This window comes from Phenylobacterium sp. T106, assembly GCF_057219735.1.
Genome location: NZ_JBXVWA010000001.1, coordinates 59,932 through 77,773, shown reverse-complemented (window position 1 = coordinate 77,773; position 17,842 = coordinate 59,932). Strand labels below are relative to the sequence as shown.

The window sequence follows — 17,842 nt, the reverse complement described above, 5'->3', positions numbered from 1 at the left end:
CGATCCTTCGAAACACATCGTCCGAGGACCTCTCATGACCCTTACGGCCAGCGAGACCGCCGCCACCCTCACCCGCCCGCTCACCGGCCGGGTGGCCATCGTCACCGGCTCCACCAGCGGCATCGGCCTGGGCATCGCCGAGAGCCTGGCCGAACAGGGCGCGGCGGTCGTGCTGAACGGCTTCGGCGACCCCGCTCAGATTGAGCAGACCCGCGAGACGCTGTCGGCCCTGTACGGGGTGGAGGCCGCCTATTCGCCGGCCGACCTGTCGATGCCGGAACAGATCGCCGAGATGATCGCCTTCGCGCACGACGCCCTCGGGCCCGTGGACATCCTGGTCAACAACGCCGGCATCCAGCACGTCGCCCCGGTCGCCGAGTTTCCCACCGCCAAGTGGGACGCGATCCTGGCGGTGAACCTCTCGTCCGCCTTCCACGCCATCAAGGCGGTGCTGCCTTCCATGGTGGAGCGCGGCTTCGGCCGGATCGTCAACATCGCCTCGGCCCACGGCCTGGTCGCCTCGCCGTTCAAGTCGGCCTATGTGGCCGCCAAGCATGGGGTGGTGGGGCTGACCAAGACCGTCGCGCTCGAGACCGCGCGCGCCGGCGTGACCTGCAACGCGATCTGCCCGGGCTACGTCTGGACGCCGCTCGTGGAACGGCAGATCGCCGACCAGGCGCGCGCCCACGGCATGACGCACGAGCAGGTCGTCACCGACGTCCTCCTGACCGCCCAGCCCAACCGCAGGTTCGCCACCGTCGAGGAGATCGGAGCCCTGACGGCCTTCCTGTGCGGCCGCCACGGCGCCTCCATCACCGGCGCGGCGCTCACCGTCGACGGCGGCTGGACCGCGCACTGACATGTCCACGCCGCGCCAGAGGGTCGTGATCGTGGGCGCGGGGTTCGGCGGCCTCACCGCGGCCGCGAAGCTCGCCCGCACCGATGCGGACGTCACCCTGATCGACCGCCGCAACCATCACCTCTTCCAGCCCCTGCTCTACCAGGTGGCCACCGCCGGGCTCGCGCCCACCCAGATCGCGAGCCCGGTGCGGATGATCCTGCGCCGGCAGCCGAACGTGCATATCGAGCTGGACGAAGTGACCGGCGTCGACCTGGCCGGGCGCCAGGTGCGCCTCGGGGACCGCACGATCCCGTACGACCAGCTGATCGTCGCCACCGGCGCCACCCACGCCTACTTCGGCCGCGACGGCTGGGCCGAGCATGCGCCCGGGCTCAAGTCGCTGGAGGACGCGCTGGCGCTGCGATCCAGGGTGCTTCTGGCCCTGGAGTCCGCCGAGCTCGACATGGACCCCGCCGCGCGCGAGCGCCTGCTCACCTTCGTGGTGGTGGGCGGCGGCCCCACGGGCGTCGAACTCGCCGGCGCGATCGCCGAGCTCACCCGGCGCGCGCTGGCCTGCGACTTCCGCCGCATCCGGGGCCAGCGGGCGCGGATCCTGCTGATCGATTCCGGTCCCCGCGTGCTCTCGACGTTCTGCCCCTCGCTCTCCGCCTACGCCAAGGGAGCGCTCGAGAAGCTCGGCGTGGAGCTGATGCAGGGACGCCCGGTGGGTCACGTGGAGGCCCAGGCGGTCACCGTCGGGGATACCCGTATCGAGGCTGCGACCATCGTCTGGGCCGCCGGAGTCCAGGCCTCGCCGGCCGGGCGCTGGCTCGCCGCCGAGACCGATCGCGCCGGCCGGGTGATCGTGGACGCCGACCTGTCCCTCCCCCGCCACCCGGAGGTCTTCGTCATCGGCGACGTCGCAAGAATGCCGAACGGCCGGGGCGGCGTCGCACCGGGCGTCGCGCCGGCGGCCAAGCAGGCCGGCGCCTACGTCGCGAAGCTGATCGACGCCCGCGCTCACGGCCGCGCCTCGCCGGGGCCGTTCCGCTACGCCAACTACGGCAGCCTCGCGACCATCGGTCGGAAGGCGGCCGTGGCCGACCTGGGGCCCGTCAAGCTCAGGGGCTTCCTCGCCTGGATCTTCTGGTGCGCCGCCCACGTCTGGTTCCTGATCGGCTTCAGAAACCGGGTCCAGGTCGTGCTGGACTGGCTGTGGTCGTACCTGACGTTCGAGCGCGGCGCGCGGCTGGTCTTCGAGGCCGTGACGCGCAGCCGTGAAATCCGTGTAGTCTCTCCGCCCGTGGAGGTGCGTACCGCCTCGTGATGGGCGTTCCTGGCCATCGGGGGATCCCGCCATGGAAATGCAGCAGGTCCGCTACTTCCTCGCGCTCGCGAGGACGTTGAACTTCACCCGCGCGGCCGAGCAGGCGAACGTCTCGCAGCCGGCGCTGACCCGCGCCATCCAGCAGCTCGAGCACGAGCTGGGCGGGCCCCTGTTCCACCGCGAGCGGGCCAACACCCACCTCTCCGAGCTGGGGCGCATGATGCTGCCCTACCTGGAGCAGATCCAGGCGCAGACCGAGGCCGCCAAGCAGCAGGCGCGCGCGGCGAAGAAGCTCGAGAACGTCGCCCTGAAGATCGGCGTCATGTGCACCATCGGACCCGCGCTGATCGCCGACCTGATCGTCAAGTTCCGCATGGCGCACCCCAACGTCGAGCTCGAGGTCACCGAGGAAGGCTCCACCGAGCTGATGGAGATGCTCTCCAAGGGCGATCTCAACCTGGCGCTCTTCGGCCTGCCCGAGGGCCCGGACGTGCGGTTCCACGGCCTGCCGCTCTTCCAGGAGAGGTTCGTGCTCGCGATTCCGCCGGACCATCCGCTGGCGGCGAAGAACGTCATCAGCTGCCGCGACACGCACGAGCAGCCCTACGTGAGCCGCGCCAACTGCGAGATCTTCGACGTCGCGCGCCGGCAGCTGCGCGAGGCCGGCGTCCGCTGGAACAAGGTGTTCTCGTCCGAGCGCGACGACTGGGTGCAGGGGATGATCAAGGCCGGCCTCGGGATCGGTTTCTTCCCGGAACTCTCGGTCACCGACCCCGGCCTGGTGACGCGCCGCCTGATCGACCCGGAGTTCGTGCGCACCATCATGCTGGTGACGGTGCGCGGCCGGCCCCACTCCCCGGCCGTCGGCGCCTTTGTGCAGGCGGCGCGAGCCTTCAAGTGGCCGACGGGGACCCTGGATCCCGTGCCTGCCCCTGCGGAAGACGCGGGTGACGAACTCCCCGTCGCCGGCTGACGCCGGCAGCGGCTATCCGGCCCGCCGCCCCTACCGCCCCGGTCCTGGACCCCGCCGTGGCGGGCTGCAGCGTCGCCGCCAGGGCGGCCGCAGCGACCAGGGCCACGGCGACCAGCCCGACCGCGCTGGGCCAGCCGGCCGAAGCGAACACCCGCCCCACGATCCAGGCGCCCGCGAGGCCGCCCAGATAGTAGCTGGCCAGGTAGATCCCGCTCGCCGCGGCGCGGTCGGTCCTTGCTGCGCGGCCGACGAAGCCCGTGGCCACGGCCTGGGCGAAGAAGGTCCCGGCCCCGACCAGCGTCAGGCCGGCGATGACCGGCGCGATTGCGCCCGCGAGCAGCAGGGGCAGTCCGGCGACGGCGGTGCCCAGCGACGCGAAGAACGTCGGGCGCGGACCGAAGCGGCTGGCCACGGCCCCGGCCAAAGGCGTCGTGACCATGGCCGGCAGGAAGACGAGGTAGACCACGCCCAGCGCCATGGGGCTGAGGTCCAGCGGCGGCGCGGCGAGGACGAAGTTCACGTAGGTGAAGACGCCCAGGAAGGCGAATAGCACGCAGAAGCCGATCCCGAAGCTCGCCGCGAGGCAGCGATTGGCGAAATGCGCCTTGAGGCGAGCCGCGATCCCGGCGCGCGGATCGCCCACTTCGACCGCCATCCCAGGCGTCCGGCTGAGCGTGAGGAACACCAGGGCCGCGCCGGCGAGGTTGAGAACGGCGAAGGCGTAGAAGTTCACGGCGACGCCGGCGGTCGCCGCCAGGGCCGACGACGTGAGCCGGCCCACGAGGTTCGAGGCCACGTTCCCGGTGATGTAGGCCGCCAGGGCACCGGCGGTCGTCGCGCCCGCACCCTGTTCCGACAGGTAGGCCATGGTCAGGGTGAAGGCGGCCGACATGAACACGCCCTGGACGATCCGCAGGGCGGTGAAGGTCGCGAGGTCGGGAGCGTAGGCCAGCAGCGCTGTCGGGATGGCGAGGAGCGCGAGGCTGATCCAGATCCCCTCGCGGCGTGGCAGCCGATGCGAGAACAGCGCGACCGCCAGGCCCGCGGCGGCCATGCCGGCGGTCGAGGCGTTGACGGCGACGCCCATGGCGGCGGGCGAGACGCCGTAGGTCTGCGCCAGGGTGGGCAGGATGGCCTGGGCCGCGAAGAGGTCGACCAGGGTCAGGAAGCCGATCAGGCCGACGACGAGCCGGCGGGCAAGGTCACGGGTCATGGGTTGCTCCGGAAATGGCAAAGGCAGCCGGCGGCTCATGGAGCCGCCGGCTGCCCGGTCGCCGAGGCCGGCTGGGACTGGGGGGATAACCGGCTCGGGGGCCGCGGCGCGTCGGGCGGGGGTGGCGCGCGCCGCGGGGTTGCTCACATGTGGTCGCCGCCCGCGGCGGGCTCGGCGTCGTTCTTGATGTCGGCGGCGATCAGGACGGCGGGGACCTTGCCGTTGTTCTTCCACCAGTGGCTGACGCCCTTCACCTCGCGGGCCACGTCGCCGGGCTTGTGGTCGATGCCGACGGCGCAGGTGGAGCTGTACTCCGTGATCTGACCTGAGACGGTCATGATCAGGGCGGGCCGGTCGGTGTGGCTGTGCCAGGGGACGACGCCGCCGGGCAGCACCACGAGCCGGCGCAGACGCAGGCGGCGGTTGTCCAGGCCGCCGATCTGGTCGCCGAGGGCGACGAACGCCAGCTCGGTGTCGGTAACCTTGGCGGGCATGGTCTCGCCCGCGGTCCGGGCGTCGGCCCGCATCTGGTCGGCGGGGCAGGTTCCGGCCGATGCGCCCGTCGCGAACACAAGGCTCGCCGCAGCCGCGGCCGTAAGGAGAAGCGTGGTCTTCATGGGTCCGTTCTCTAGGTGTTTTCCGATGCCCAGACCCTAGAGGCGAGGCATTCGCCCATGAATTCGCTTTAGGTTATGGTCACCATGCGCCACGTCGTGATCGCCGAATACTTCAGACTCCATCGTGTGCGCGCGTAATCGCCGCACCGATGCACGGAACGCATCGCCCAGTTAGCCAACGGTCATTTCCGCTTCAGGTCGGCGGCTGAGACAACCGCGACATGAACACCGCAGCCGAAACCAAATCCACCAGCCGGTCGCCGATCGACAAGGCGAAGCTCGGCCAGATCGTCCTGGTCTTCCAGGGCGGCGGCGCGCTCGGCGCCTACCAGGCCGGCGTCTACCAGGCCCTGCAGGAGGCCGGCGTCGAGCCGGACTGGGTCATCGGCACCTCCATCGGCGCCATCAACGCGGCCCTGATCGCCGGCAACGCCCCTGGCGACCGCCTGGGCCGGCTGCTCGAGTTCTGGTCCCGTGTCACCCATTCGCGGGCGGTCCAGTTCGCCGGCATGATCCCGGGCCTCGGCGCGCTCGCCGCGAACGCCATGACCGTGAGCCGGGGCCTCGAGGCCTTCTTCCGGCCCAACCCCTGGGCCTTCCTCGGCATGCAGACGCCGCTGGGCTCGGAGCTCGCCGGCTACTACTCGACCGATCCGCTCGAGAAGACCCTCGCCGATCTCATCGACCCCGATCTCCTGAATGCAGGGCGGCCCAGGCTGACCGTGGGCGCCGCCAACGTCCAGACCGGCCAGATGCGCTACTTCGACAGCCGGGACGACGTTCTGACCGTGCGCCACGTCATGGCCTCGGGCGCCCTGCCCCCCGCCTTCCCCGCGGTCCGCCTCGACGGCGAGCTCTACTGGGACGGGGGCATCCTTTCGAACACGCCGGTGGAGGCGGTCTTCGACGACCGGCCCCGGCGCTCGGGCGTGGTCTTCGCCGTCCACATGTGGGCGCCGAACGGCCCCGAGCCCGACAGCATCTGGAGCGTGCTGTCGCGGCAGAAGGACCTGCAGTACTCGAGCCGGGCGATCACCCACATCGCCCGCCAGAAGCAGATCCACAAGCTCCGCCACATCATCTCGGAGCTGGCCGACCGCCTGCCGCCCGACGTGCGCCAGACCCCGGAGGTGGCGGAGCTCGCCGCCTACGGCTGCGCCACCCAGATGCACGTGATCCGCCTGCTGGCCCCGCCGCTGGCGGGCGAGGACCACGCCAAGGACATCGACTTTTCGCCGCTCGGCATCCGCACGCGCTGGGAGGCGGGCTACGCCCACACCCGGCGCGTGCTCGAGCAATCCCCCTGGACCCAGGGCGTCGACCCCACGGAGGGCGTCATCCTCCACGAGGCCGAGGCCGGACATATGACCGAAGGAACCCCCGCATGACCCGTATCGCCCGCCAATCCCTACTCGCGCTTGCCGCCGGCGTTTCGCTCGCCCTGACGGCCGGCGCCGCGGCCGCCGTGGCCGATCCGGCCGCCCCGCCGCAGGTCGCCCAGGGCGTCATCCGCACGCCCAGCGCCTACGGCTTCGACGAGACGGTCGGCCGCATCAAGGCCGACATCTCGGCCAAGGGGATCCGCTTCTTCACCGAGATCGACCAGTCGGCTCTCGCCAAGGGCGCGCAGATCGACCTGCGGCCCTCCAAGCTGCTGATCTTCGGCAATCCGCCGCTGGGCGCGCAGTTCCTGACGTCGAACCCCTATGCCGGCCTCGACTGGCCGGTTCGGATCCTCGTCACCCAGGACGCGGACGGGAAGGTGTGGGTCGCCTACACAGATTTCGCCTTCATCGCCGACCGCTATGCGATCGAGGACCGGGACGCGCAGATCCGCATGGCCTCGGAGGTGGCGGGTTCGATCGCGGGCAGCGTGGCCGGCCGGTAGCCAGCCGCCCCCGCGCTAAGGCAGCGGCATCTCGCGGCTCTCGCGCGGCCGCGCCGGCGTCAGGGCCGGCGCGGGCTGCGCGGTCCGCACCTGCTCCAGCCAGAACACGCCGTCGTATGGCTCGCTGTTGCCGCGCGTGAACAGGATGTCCTGGTCGCCGTCGCCGTCCAGGTCACGGGCCACGAACATGTCGAACATGCCGCGGCGGCGCCTGGAGATATCGTGCCGCGGCCAGGGCCCCGCGCCCGCCTTGGCCGCACCCGGATTCTGGAACCACGCCAGCCGGCCCATGGCGGCGTCGAGCGGCAGGTCGCCGTCGCGGTCCCGCGGCGGGGCGCTGTAGCCTCCGGTGAGCACGTCTTCGTCGCCATCGCCGTCCAGATCGGCGACGAGCACGCCGGTCGCGCGATCCGGGCCCGTGTCGCCGATCTCGTGCGCGGTCCAGACGCCGTCCAGGCGCTCGGGCTGACGGATCCAGGCGAGCCCCTTGTTCGTCACCCCCACCATGTCCAGGCGCCCGTCACGGTCGACGTCGGCGTACCCGAGGTGGAAACCGCCCGTCTGAGCGCCGTCGATCCGGACAGCAATCTCGCGGAAGGCGCCCCCGGCGTTCTCGAAGATCACCAGGCGGGCGCCCACGCGAACGCCGGCCACGATGTCCTTGTCCCCGTCTCCGTCCAGATCCACCGGCTGGGCGTTCTGGGGCACCGGATAGCGGCCCAGCACCTGCTCGACCCAGTTGGGGCCCATCAGCGGGTCCCCCCGAGGCCGCAGCACCGAGACCGGGGTCGTTCGCGTCTCGGCCGGCGAAGGGTTCTGCGCGCCTTTGTTGGCCGTGGTGACCTCGGGCCGCCCGTCGCCGTCCAGGTCGGCCAGGAACACGCGGATGTACGAGCCGTGGCCCTCGGTCTGCGGGATGATCAGTCGCCGCCACGCCGCGCCGCGCCGCGCCTCCCGGCCCGGGTTCTGGAAGTACGCCACGTGGGCCAGTTCCGACGCGACCACGATGTCCGGGAGACCGTCGCCGTTGACGTCGCCCACCGCGGCGTCCTCCGGCGCGGCCGCCTCGCGGCCCCGCGCCAGCGTCACGTTCACCCAGCGCCGGGGATCTCCCGTGGCGAACGCGATGCGGACGAAGCCGTCGGGCCGGCCGTCGTAGAGGGTGTCGGACTCGTGCACCGAGACGATGTCCTCGCGCCCGTCCCCGTCGAGGTCGGCCAGGATCAGGCCGTCGCCGCCCGTCAGCGCGCCGTCCAGTTCCGCGCCGTCGTCGACGACATGCTCGCGCCAGGAGATGTACCGGCCGTCGGAGGCCACGGCCCGGGTCGGCGCGCCGCCCACCCCCTGATCCGACGGAGGGGCGAAGGCCGCGAGGCCGATCAGCGCTGCGGCCGCAAGCCCACGCGCTGCGGCTGCCCGGCCTGTCTGGTTCGTGAGCATGCGCGCCTCCCCGTCAGCCTGGCGGGAGCCTACTCCCGCCGAAGCCGAAAGCGCGAGCGCCGTGAGGCGCAGGGTCTCAGGTGGTCCGCTCGACCTTCGGGGACAGGCGCGGCCGGGAATAGGCCTGACGCGTGATGCGGATCGACTCCGGCATGAAGAGGCCGAACGTGGGCCGGTAATCGTAGGTGACCTCGGCCACCACCACGCTCTCGTTCGCCGCGAGGTAGCCATTCGGGATTCCCGGATTGCCGGACCCGAGCCAGCCGCGGTTCTGGACCCAGTCGGTCGAGACGGTCCCCGAGCCGTTCGCGCTCACGCTCGCGACCCGCTGCTGCAGGCTCGTGGTCGGGAACGGGTGGATCATCGAGGTCGAGGCGGTGAGGATGTCGTCCACCTCCGAGACGGTGACGACCCGGCTCTGGGCCGTGATGTCGGCCATCGTCGCGGCGATGTGCGAAACCTGCCGCTGGGCGATGTAGGCCTGCAGCCCCTCGCCGGCGGCGAGGATCAGGACGAACAGCATCGGGAAGATCAGGGCGAACTCGATGGCCGCCGCCCCGCGGCGATCCTGGAGGCCGCGCACCAGCGTCCCGACCGCGTCGCGGCGGACGCCGGGCCGTGCAACGGGAAGACGGGTCATTCGTAGGGCTCGTTCTTGAAGGCCGCGCGCGAGGCGATTGTCACCTCGAACGGACCGGAGCGATCGAAGGCGGTGGCGAGGAACGGCGTCATCAGCGGCCAGCGATAGTTGGCCTTGATCAGGACGATGTCGCCCGGACCGCCGGGGTCGAACTGGCCGGCCGGCTGGGCGGCGGACACCTGGTTGGCGTCGTAGAACTTCGGGAACTTCTGCACGCTGATCGTCAGCCGGCTCATGCACGAGCTCGAGTCGCCGCCCAGCTTGGTGCAGATCTGGCTTTTGAAGTCGTTCGCGGACGAGGCCATGTCGTCCCGACCCGTCCGGATCCGGCGCGCGGTGTCGATGACCGCGTTGTCGAGCCCGGACGACATCATGCCCAGCATCCCGATCTCGATGAGCGACAACAGCGCGAAGAAGAGGATCGGCGCCACGAAGGCGAACTCGATCGCCGTGGCGCCGCGCTCGTCGCGCGAGAAAGCAGAAGCGGGCGACAACCTCGGCATGTCCGGGAGGCTGCCACGTCGAGGCAAACGGCCGGTTACATCTCTAGGAAAACGGCGCTTAACCCTGGCCGATACATGGTGAATCGAAATTAAGACTTAGAGCTAAGGCGAAATTACCCAACCGGCGGCTATCGAACGGGCCCTGCTTCCATTCGCGGACACCTGCGATGACCCAGTCGATCCCTTCCCGCCTGCGCCGCTACCTCCTCGACCGCGGCGGCAACGTCGCGATGGTGGCGGCCCTCTCGATGGGACCCATCTGCATCGCCGGCCTGGGGGCCGTCGATCTCGCCCGGGGCACCAGCGCCAAGAGCCAGCTGCAGGACGCCCTGGATTCCGCCGCCCTGGCCGCCGCGCGGTCCAACGCGACGACCGACTCCGAGCTGCAGGTCATCGGGGACCGCTACCTCAACCAGAACCTGAAGCTGGGAAGCGACTTCGAACTGGCCCAGTCCACGTTCCGCTTCGGAGAGAACGGGCGCATCGTCGCCAGCGCCCGCCTGGCCGTGACCCCGTTCATCGCCGGCATGCTGTCCGACGGCGTGATGCATGTGGGGGCCTCCACCGAGGTGGTGCGCGCCGAGATGAAGGTCGAGATCGCGCTCGTCCTCGACAACACCGGGTCCATGAACGAGGGCAGCAAGCTCTCCGACCTCAAGAACGCCGCCAAGGACTTCATCGACAAGATGGAGGAGCTCGCCGAGAAGTCGAGCGAGCCGGACGCGGTGCGCATCTCGCTGGTGCCGTTCTCGAATACGGTGCGCCTGGATTCGACGGCCCACCGCTACTCCACCTGGATCGACCAGAACGGCGCCTCGCCGATCAACAACGAAATCTTCACGACCTCGAGCGGGACCCAGTTCGCCAACCGCTTCACGCTGTTCTCGCAGCTGGGCACCAGCTGGCGCGGCTGCGTCGAGATGCGCAAGGCCCCGTACGACGTCCAGGACACGCCGCCCGACGTCGGCAATCCCGTCACCCTCTACACGCCCTTCTTCGCGGTGGACGAGCCGGACTCGAAGACCTCGGGCTACGGGGACGACTATCGGAACGACTATGTGCCCGACAACACCAGCAGTTCGAACTGGCGCGTTCGCCAGGGGATGGTGAACAAGTACACGGGCAGCCGGAAGGGCAGCATGACGACCGACTTCGGTCCGAACCGCGGCTGCGGGCTGAGCCGGCTCAAGCGCCTGACGACCGACTACAGCGGTCTGCGCTCAGCGATCAACAGCCTCAACGCCGACGGCAACACCAACATCCCGATCGGCCTGGCCTGGGGCTGGAACACCGTGGCGCCGGGCGCCCCCTTCGCCGACGGCACCGCTTACAACACGCCGAACTACAAGAAGATCATCATCCTGATGACCGACGGCGAAAACACCATGGATCAGCGCGACACGCCGAACGACGGCTCGTACGCCGGCACGGCCTACATCTGGCAGGGGCGCGTGCTGAAGGCCAACGGTCAGCCGCTGCAGCAGGGCGCCTCAAGCGCCGACCGCACCGCCGCCCTGGATTCCCGCCTCGCGCTCCTGTGCAGCAACATCAAGGCCAAGGGCATCGAGCTCTACACCGTCCGCGTCGAGGTCGAGACCGGCGACTCGAGCCTGCTGCGCAACTGCGCCACGGCCAACGACTACTACTACAACGTCGAGGACTCCTCGAACCTCACGCCCGTCTTTCAGAGCATCGCCGGGCAGATCGCCGCCCTGCACCTGTCCCGCTAGGGCGCGTTCCTTCCCCGGAGCGCCGGCGACGGCGGCGGGGCGGCGGTCTCCAGCCCGCCGCCCCGCTTGCTTGCGGGATCAGACCGGCTTCAGCGGCCTGTAGGGGCCCTCGGGCGGCTCGACGGCGATCGGGTCGCCGGCCCCCACCTCCCCGCCGGCCAGCACGACGGCCATCACGCCGGCCTTGCGGACCATGTCTCCCGCGGCCGTCCGGCCGACGCAGGCGGCCATCAGTCCGGGCTGCAGGCCGTCGAGCTGGAGGCAGGGATTGCGCAGGCCGGTCACCTCGACGAGCGCCGCATCGCCCAGCCGCAGCCGGGCGCCCTGGGACAGGCCGAGCAGGTCCACGCCGCGGGTGGTGATGTTCTCGCCCATCAGGCCCGGCGTCACATGGAAGCCCTGGGCCGCGAGTTCGTTGTGCAGTTCCGCATGGATCAGATGGACCTGCCGGAGGTTCGGCTGGTTCGGGTTCGCCCGTACGCGGCTGCGGTGCTTCACCGTCGCGCCGGCGTGGGCGTCGCCCTCGACGCCGAGCCCGGCGACCAGCCGGATCATCAGCTGGTTGGGCTTGTCCACCCCGTGCGCGCGCTTGCGGCTCACCGCGATGACTCGGGCGTCGTTCGTCACCGGGCCGATCTAGACCTTCGCCGTCCGGCCCGCTAGGGCCCGTCCTCAGGCGCGAGCGAGAGCGGGGCGGCCACCTCCTCCAGCGACTTGCCCTCCGCGGCCACGCCCAGCCAGAGCTCGACCGCCGCCGCCAGCAGCATCAGGCCGCCGCCCAGCAGGTAGCCCAGGAAGATCTGCCCGCGCTCGCCGGTGTCGATGAGGACTCCGAAGACGGCCGGCCCGGCCACGCCGCCCAGCAGCGTTCCGACCGCGTAGAAGAGCGAGATGGTTATGGCGCGCGTCTCCAGCGGGAAGAGCTCGCCCACGGTCAGGTAGGCGGCGCTGGCCCCGGCCGACGCGAAGAAGAAGATCACCATCCAGGCCGCGGTCTGGGTCTGCGCCGTCAGCCAGCCCTGCGCGAACATCCAGCCCGTGCCGCACAGGAGGACGCCCGCCAGGCCGTAGGTCAGCGCGATCATCGGCCGCCGGCCCCAGGAGTCGAACAGCGGTCCCAGCAGCAGCGGCCCCAGCACGTTGCCCAGCGCGAACGGCAGAATGAACCATCCCACCGCCGAGGCCGGGATGTCGTAGAAGCGTGTCAGGACAAGCGCGTAGGTGAAGAAGATCGCGTTGTAGCAGAACGCCTGGGTGGCCATGAGCACGAGACCCAGAGCGGTCCGCCGGGGATGGCGCCGCAGCAGCGTCCCCGCGATCTCGCGCCAGCTGGTCCGCGTCCGGCGGGCGAGCCGGATGGACGGCAGTCCGGTCTGGGGCCCCTGCCCGGCCCGCTGCTCGATCGCGCTGACCACCGCCTCGGCCGCCTCGGGCCTGCCGTGCGTGATCAGCCAGCGGGGGCTCTCCGGGATGAAGCGGCGGATGAACACGATCACCAGTGCCAGCAGCCCCCCGATGATGAAGGCGAGCCGCCAGCCCAGCCCCGGCTCGATGACGTCGGGGTCCAGCACCACCAGCGAGATCACGCCGCCGATGGCCGCGCCGATCCAGAAGCTGCCGTTGATCGCCAGGGCGACCCGTCCGCGGTGACGGGCGGGGATCAGCTCGTCGATCGCCGAATTGATCGCGCCGTACTCCCCGCCGATCCCGGCCCCGGTCAGGAACCGGAAGAACAGGAAGGACCAGAGGTCCCAGGAGAACCCGGTCAGGATCGTCGCGCCGAGGTAGACCCCGACCGTGATCGTGAAAAGCCTTCGCCGGCCGAAGCGGTCCGTCAGCCGGCCGAACACGACGGCGCCCAGCACTGCGCCCAGGATGTAGGCGCTGCCGGCCAGGCCGATCTCGGCCGCGCTGAGCTTCAGGCTGTCGGAGATGGCCGGCGACAACGAGCCCACGATGGTCACCTCGAGCCCGTCGAGGATCCAGGTGACGCCCAGGGCGGTCACCACCAGCCAGTGGAATCGGCCGAACGGCAGCCGGTCGAGGCGCGCCGGCACGTCGGTTGTGAACGTCATGCGATGGGCAACGCACAGCGGCCGAGCTTGGGTCCCGCGGCGCCGGCGGTGTATGCCCGGCCCATGAAGTCGTCCGAGATCCTCGTGGACGCCCGCGGTCATCGCTGCCCGGTGCCAACCCTGCGCCTGCGCCGCGCCCTGGAGGGCGCCGCGGCCGGGGCCCGCGTTCGCCTGCTGGCCGACGATCCGCTGGCCCGCATCGACGTGCCCCACTTCGCCGGGCAGGCGGGCGTCGAGCTCCTCGACGTCAGCTACGAGCAGGGCGCCCTGAGCTTCATCCTGCGCAAGCCCTTGACCTCCCCCTAGGTCAGGGTCCGACGCTGGCCCGACGCGTCGGGAGGGCGCCCCATGTCCCTGGTGATCGACTGCGACTCGCACGTCATGGAGCCGGCCGACCTTTGGCTCCGCTACCTCGAACCCCGCTTCCGCGACCGCGCCATCCGCATCGAGGAGCGCGACGGTTCCGAGCACCTCATCATCGGCGAGAAGGTGGTCCTGTCGGATCGGCTGGCGGGCCTGGGCGGCGCCCACATCCCGCGCGAGGAGCTGTTCGCCGGCAAGCACCGCTACGCGGACGGCTGCCTGCCTTCCAGCTACGATCCCGCGGCGCGGCTCCGGATGCTGGACGAGTGGGGCGTCGACCGCTGCGTCCTCTTCCCCACCATCGGGATCCTGCCGTTTCCCACCGACGACCTCGACCTCGCGAACGCCTACTGCCGCGCCTACAACACGTGGCAGGCCGAGTTCCACCAGGACGCCGGATCGCGCGTGGTGCCCATGGCCCTGCTGAACTGGCGCGATGTGGACGCCGCGGCGGCCGAGCTGAAGCGCTGCCTCGACCTCGGATTCGGCGGCGTCTTCGTGCCGCCGGAGACCGTCTCGGCCCACCGGCCGGGCCAGGCCCACTTCGACCCGATCTGGCAGCTGTGCGAGGCGGCGGGCGTGCCCGGCTGCCTGCATGTGATCGTTCGCTTCGAGGGCGCCGCCCGCCCCTTCGCCGACTGGCTGGCCACCATGCCGGGCCCCACCTTCGGCTTCGGGCTCGGGGCGACGGGGCAGCTGATCCCCGCGATCGCCTCCATGGTCCTGGACGGACTCTTCGACCGGTTCCCGGCGCTCAAGGTGGTCTGCGTGGAGGCCGGCTGCGGGTTCGCCGCCTACCTGATGGACCGGCTCGACGAGAAGCACCAGTTCTTCCGCGCCGCCTCGACCCTCCAGCACAAGCCCAGCGACTACCTGCGGCGCAACGTCTGGTTCGTGGCCGAGCCCGAGGAGCGCACCATCGGCGCGATGCTGGAGCTGGTCGGCGAGGACCGTATCCTGTGGGGCAGCGACTTCCCCCACGTGGACTCCCGCATGGACGCCGCCGACCTCATCCGGGACGGCGTCCGTGGGCTGACGCCCGCGCGCCAGGCCGCCGTCCTCGGCGGCAACGCCGCGGCGATCTGGAAGGCCTGAAGCCTACTCGCGCAGGTGGCCCAGCTCGGACGCCAGCGACAGCCGTTGCCGGTGCAGCGCGAGCTCGACCTCCGTGGCCAGGGCGCCGCCGAAGAAGATCGCGTTCACGTTCCAGCTGAGCCAGATCAGGAAGATGACCACGGTGGCGATCGAGCCGTACGTGGCGCCCAGCGCCGCGATCTGCTCCACGTAGATCCCCAGCCCCCACGACGCGAAGATGCAGAGCGCCGAGGCGACGCCGCCGCCCAGGAGCGAGGCGCGCCAGTCCACGGGATCGCGCGACATCGCCCACCGGTAGATCAGAGCCATGCCCAGCGCCATGCCGGCGCTGGCCCAGGTCCACTCGCTGTAGAGCCAGAGGACGCCGCGGAGCGGCCGCAGGTCGAAGCTTTCCCCCAGGATCCGGAACACGAAGAACGCCGCCGACAGCAGGCCCAGCGCTCCCAGGGCCGCGAAGAGGACGGCGAGCGCCAGCAGGTTGAAGCTGAGGAACCCGCGCGGCCTGTGCTCGTCGTGGATGAAGGAGAGGCCGGCCAGCAGCGCCTTGAACCCACGGTGGCTGGCGTAGCCCCCGATGATCAGGGCGATCATGCTCTGGGTGGAGATGTTCTCGATCGGCGCGGTGGACAGCCGGATGAGCTCGCTCTGCAGGATCATCCGCGCGGCGTCCGGCATCACCCGCGACAGGGCCTCGCCCTGGGCGGCGACCTGGCTCGGATCCGACAGCAGGCTGTAGAGGCCCATCACGATGGCGATGGCCGGGAAGATCGCCAGCATCACGAAGAACGAGACGCCGCCCGTGTAGAGCATCACGTCCCGGCCCCAGAGGCGCGAGAGCGCCTTGCCGAGCACGACGAGGGCCACCCGCGCGATGTGGACCGGGTCCCAGTCCCGCGCGCGGAAGCGGCGGATCATCTCGATGGGGGTCATTCGGCGCGGCGTGGCTCGACTCGGGGGCCCCGGCAAGCGGGAGCCCAATGATAACGGCGCGCCACCTGGGTTAGTAGGTGGCGCGCCGCCGATGGGCGTGTCGTTCCATCCGGACCGTCCGCCGCTTCGAGGGACGGGAGAGCGCGACGACCGATCCGGACGTCAATCTGCAGCCGGCTCGCTGAACCCGACCTGAACGGCGCCTTCAGCTAACGCTCGGGTCGACCCGCCGGCCCCGCTCTCACGCCAGGGCGGCGATCTCCGCGTCCGAGAAGCCCCAGTCCTTCAGGGCGTCCTGGTTGTTCGCGCCGATGGCCGGCGGCGGGCCCTGGATCTTGCCGGGCGTGGCCGAGAAGCGCGGCGCGGGCGCCGGCTGCACCACGCCGGCCACTTCGACGAAGGTCTCGCGCGCCACGTTGTGTGGGTGCTTCGGCGCTTCGTCGAGGTCGAGGACCGGGCCGAAGCAGACGTCGGTCGCGCCCATGATCTCGCTCCATTCGTCGCGGGTCTTGGTCTTGATGACGTTGGCCAGCTTCTCGCGCAGGTCGGGCCACATCGAGCGGTCCATTTGCTTCTGGAAGTCCGGGTCGTTGATGCCCGTCTTCTCGAGCAGCAGCGCGTAGAACTGCGGCTCGATGGAGCCGATCGAGATCCACTTGCCGTCGCTGCACTGGTAGGTGTCGTAGAAGTGCGCCCCGCCATCCAGCAGGTTCTGGCGGCGCTCTTCCTTCCAGCCGCCCGCGGCCTTCATGCCGTAGAACATGGCCATGAGGCTGGCGGCGCCGTCGCTCATGGCCACGTCGACCACCTGGCCCTTGCCGGTCTCGCGCGCCTGGATGACGCCCGCCAGCAGACCGAACGCGAGGTAGAGCGCGCCGCCCCCGAAGTCGCCGACGAGGTTCAGCGGCGGCACCGGCTTGTCCTTGGTGCCGATGGCGTGCAGCGCGCCCGTGATGGCGATGTAGTTCATGTCGTGGCCGGCGGCCTGGCTGTAGGGCCCGGTCTGGCCCCAGCCGGTCATGCGGCCGTAGACGATCTTGGGGTTGCGCTTCAGCACCACGTCCGGGCCCAGGCCCAGGCGTTCCATGACGCCCGGCCGGAAACCTTCAAAGAGAACGTCCGCCTGGGCGATGAGCTTCAGGCAGGCCTCGATGGCGTCGGGCGACTTCAGGTCCAGCGCCACCGAGCGGCGGCCGCGGCCGGTGACGTCGGTGGGCGAACCGCGGCCCGGGCCCTTGCGGTCGATCCGCACTACGTCGGCCCCGAGGTCCGACAGCAGCATCCCGCAGAACGGCCCCGGCCCGATGCCGGCGAATTCCACGATCTTGAGGCCGGTGAGCGGACCCTGGCGCATGCGCTGTCTCCCTGTGGTTTGGCGGCGATCTAAGCCCGTTGCCGCTCGGTCAGCCAACTGCCTCGCGACCTAGCCGCCGCCGGGCAGAGACTGGCCGTCGTCGATGGTGATCACCGAGCCCGTGATCGCGCTGGCCGCCGGCCCGACCAGCATCAGGAACGCAGCGTCCAGGTCGGTCGCGTCCATCAGCCGTCGCCGCGGGAAGCCCTTGAGCTGCTTCTGGCCGCCCTCGGTCGGCCACCAGAAGTCGTTGATGCCGGTTTCGATGTAGCCCGGGCACAGGGCGTTCACGGCCAGGCCCTTGCGCGCCCACTCCCGCGCCATCGACCGCGTCAGCATCGCCACGGCCGCCTTCGAGCCGCAGTAGGCGGAGAGCCCCGGCAGCACCGTGTGGCTGGCGATGGACGCGATGTTCAGGATCCGGCCCTCGACGCCGGCGGCGATCATGCGGCGCGCCGCCTCCCGGGCCGCGAAGAACATGCCGCGCACGTTCACCGCGAAGGTCTGGTCGAACGCCTCGATCGAGATGTCCAGGGCCAGCCCCTCCCCGCCGACCCCGGCGTTGTTCACCAGGATGCCGATCGGGCCCAGCTCCTCGGTGATCCGGTCGAGCGCCGGGGCGATCGTCTCGGCTTCTGCGACATCGAGCGGCAGGGCGAGGACCCGCGCGCCCTCGGCCCGCAGCTCCGCCGCCAGCGCCTCGATGCGTTCGACCCGCCGCGCCGTCACCGCAACGGCGGCGCCCGACCGGGCGAGGATCCGCGCGAAGTGCTCGCCAAGTCCGCCACTGGCGCCCGTCACCACGGCCACCTGGCCGGTCAGATCCACACTCATGTCCCCTCCACGTGCGACA

The 17,842-nt window shown here is 70.7% G+C and carries 18 protein-coding genes; 8 read left to right on the top strand and 10 right to left on the bottom strand.

From position 1 onward, the window contains the following. The first annotated feature begins 34 nt into the window (after positions 1-34). From AC2D8W_RS00390 to AC2D8W_RS00380, 3 genes are read left to right on the top strand one after another with little or no spacing between them, the layout of a single operon-like run. Entirely contained in the window at positions 35-859 is an 825-nt protein-coding gene (locus AC2D8W_RS00390) for a 3-hydroxybutyrate dehydrogenase (protein WP_484669866.1), read from the top strand. A 1-nt stretch (position 860) separates the two neighbouring features. Further along, positions 861-2,168: an NAD(P)/FAD-dependent oxidoreductase gene (locus tag AC2D8W_RS00385; RefSeq protein ID WP_484669865.1), complete on the top strand. Its 1,308-nt coding sequence runs from the start codon at positions 861-863 to the stop codon at positions 2,166-2,168. 31 nt (positions 2,169-2,199) lie between these two features. Next, the gene (locus AC2D8W_RS00380; protein WP_484669864.1) at positions 2,200-3,141 is read left to right on the top strand and encodes a LysR family transcriptional regulator; all 942 of its coding nucleotides are present in this window, start codon (positions 2,200-2,202) and stop codon (positions 3,139-3,141) included. Here AC2D8W_RS00380 and AC2D8W_RS00375 read toward each other — a convergent pair. Then, a complete protein-coding gene (locus AC2D8W_RS00375; protein WP_484669863.1) occupies positions 3,062-4,354 on the bottom strand; it encodes an MFS transporter in 1,293 nt (430 codons plus the stop codon). The two genes, AC2D8W_RS00380 and AC2D8W_RS00375, sit on opposite strands and share 80 nt — an antisense overlap. A gap of 143 nt (positions 4,355-4,497) precedes the next feature. Continuing rightward, positions 4,498-4,971, bottom strand: coding sequence for a cupin domain-containing protein (locus AC2D8W_RS00370; RefSeq protein ID WP_484669862.1), 474 nt, complete (start codon positions 4,969-4,971; stop codon positions 4,498-4,500). A gap of 221 nt (positions 4,972-5,192) precedes the next feature. Between AC2D8W_RS00370 and AC2D8W_RS00365 the strand changes: the two genes are divergently transcribed. Both AC2D8W_RS00365 and AC2D8W_RS00360 read left to right on the top strand, forming a co-directional pair. Next, complete coding sequence (locus AC2D8W_RS00365) at positions 5,193-6,359, top strand: patatin-like phospholipase family protein (RefSeq protein ID WP_484669861.1); 1,167 nt, start codon at positions 5,193-5,195, stop codon at positions 6,357-6,359. After that, positions 6,356-6,859 carry a DUF302 domain-containing protein gene (locus AC2D8W_RS00360; protein ID WP_484669860.1) on the top strand — a complete coding sequence of 168 codons (504 nt, stop codon included), beginning with the start codon at positions 6,356-6,358 and terminating at the stop codon, positions 6,857-6,859. The genes AC2D8W_RS00365 and AC2D8W_RS00360 overlap by 4 nt, the downstream gene beginning before the upstream one ends. Before the next feature lie 15 nt (positions 6,860-6,874). Here the strand turns inward: AC2D8W_RS00360 and AC2D8W_RS00355 are convergent, their stop codons facing one another. The 3 genes from AC2D8W_RS00355 to AC2D8W_RS00345 form a co-directional block, all read right to left on the bottom strand. Further along, complete coding sequence (locus tag AC2D8W_RS00355) at positions 6,875-8,299, bottom strand: FG-GAP repeat domain-containing protein (RefSeq protein ID WP_484669859.1); 1,425 nt, start codon at positions 8,297-8,299, stop codon at positions 6,875-6,877. 76 nt (positions 8,300-8,375) lie between these two features. After that, positions 8,376-8,939 (bottom strand): TadE/TadG family type IV pilus assembly protein, encoded by a 564-nt coding sequence (locus tag AC2D8W_RS00350; protein ID WP_484669858.1) that lies wholly within the window; start codon positions 8,937-8,939, stop codon positions 8,376-8,378. Beyond that, complete coding sequence (locus AC2D8W_RS00345) at positions 8,936-9,442, bottom strand: TadE/TadG family type IV pilus assembly protein (protein WP_484669857.1); 507 nt, start codon at positions 9,440-9,442, stop codon at positions 8,936-8,938. The genes AC2D8W_RS00350 and AC2D8W_RS00345 overlap by 4 nt, the downstream gene beginning before the upstream one ends. 167 nt (positions 9,443-9,609) lie before the next feature. Here AC2D8W_RS00345 and AC2D8W_RS00340 point away from each other — a divergent pair, with 167 nt between their 5' ends. Next, a complete protein-coding gene (locus AC2D8W_RS00340; RefSeq protein ID WP_484669856.1) occupies positions 9,610-11,172 on the top strand; it encodes a pilus assembly protein TadG-related protein in 1,563 nt (520 codons plus the stop codon). Between the two features lie 78 nt (positions 11,173-11,250). Here the strand turns inward: AC2D8W_RS00340 and AC2D8W_RS00335 are convergent, their stop codons facing one another. Further along, on the bottom strand, positions 11,251-11,799 hold the full coding sequence (locus AC2D8W_RS00335; protein ID WP_484669855.1) for an MOSC domain-containing protein: 549 nt from the start codon (positions 11,797-11,799) through the stop codon (positions 11,251-11,253). Between the two features lie 32 nt (positions 11,800-11,831). Then, positions 11,832-13,247 carry an MFS transporter gene (locus tag AC2D8W_RS00330; protein ID WP_484669854.1) on the bottom strand — a complete coding sequence of 472 codons (1,416 nt, stop codon included), beginning with the start codon at positions 13,245-13,247 and terminating at the stop codon, positions 11,832-11,834. Between the two features lie 63 nt (positions 13,248-13,310). Between AC2D8W_RS00330 and AC2D8W_RS00325 the strand changes: the two genes are divergently transcribed. Continuing rightward, complete coding sequence (locus tag AC2D8W_RS00325) at positions 13,311-13,553, top strand: sulfurtransferase TusA family protein (RefSeq protein ID WP_484669853.1); 243 nt, start codon at positions 13,311-13,313, stop codon at positions 13,551-13,553. Positions 13,554-13,595: 42 nt separating this feature from the next. Continuing rightward, on the top strand, positions 13,596-14,705 hold the full coding sequence (locus AC2D8W_RS00320; protein WP_484669852.1) for an amidohydrolase family protein: 1,110 nt from the start codon (positions 13,596-13,598) through the stop codon (positions 14,703-14,705). A 3-nt stretch (positions 14,706-14,708) separates the two neighbouring features. Here the strand turns inward: AC2D8W_RS00320 and AC2D8W_RS00315 are convergent, their stop codons facing one another. The 3 genes from AC2D8W_RS00315 to AC2D8W_RS00305 all read right to left on the bottom strand — a co-directional run bounded on the left by AC2D8W_RS00315 (position 14,709) and on the right by AC2D8W_RS00305 (position 17,823). After that, positions 14,709-15,635, bottom strand: a complete 927-nt coding sequence (locus tag AC2D8W_RS00315; protein WP_293479878.1) for a YihY/virulence factor BrkB family protein — start codon at positions 15,633-15,635, stop codon at positions 14,709-14,711. A 241-nt stretch (positions 15,636-15,876) separates the two neighbouring features. Next, positions 15,877-16,989 (bottom strand): CaiB/BaiF CoA transferase family protein, encoded by a 1,113-nt coding sequence (locus AC2D8W_RS00310; RefSeq protein ID WP_293479880.1) that lies wholly within the window; start codon positions 16,987-16,989, stop codon positions 15,877-15,879. 69 nt (positions 16,990-17,058) lie between these two features. Continuing rightward, a complete protein-coding gene (locus AC2D8W_RS00305; protein WP_293479882.1) occupies positions 17,059-17,823 on the bottom strand; it encodes an SDR family NAD(P)-dependent oxidoreductase in 765 nt (254 codons plus the stop codon). Between the last annotated feature and the right edge of the window lie 19 nt (positions 17,824-17,842).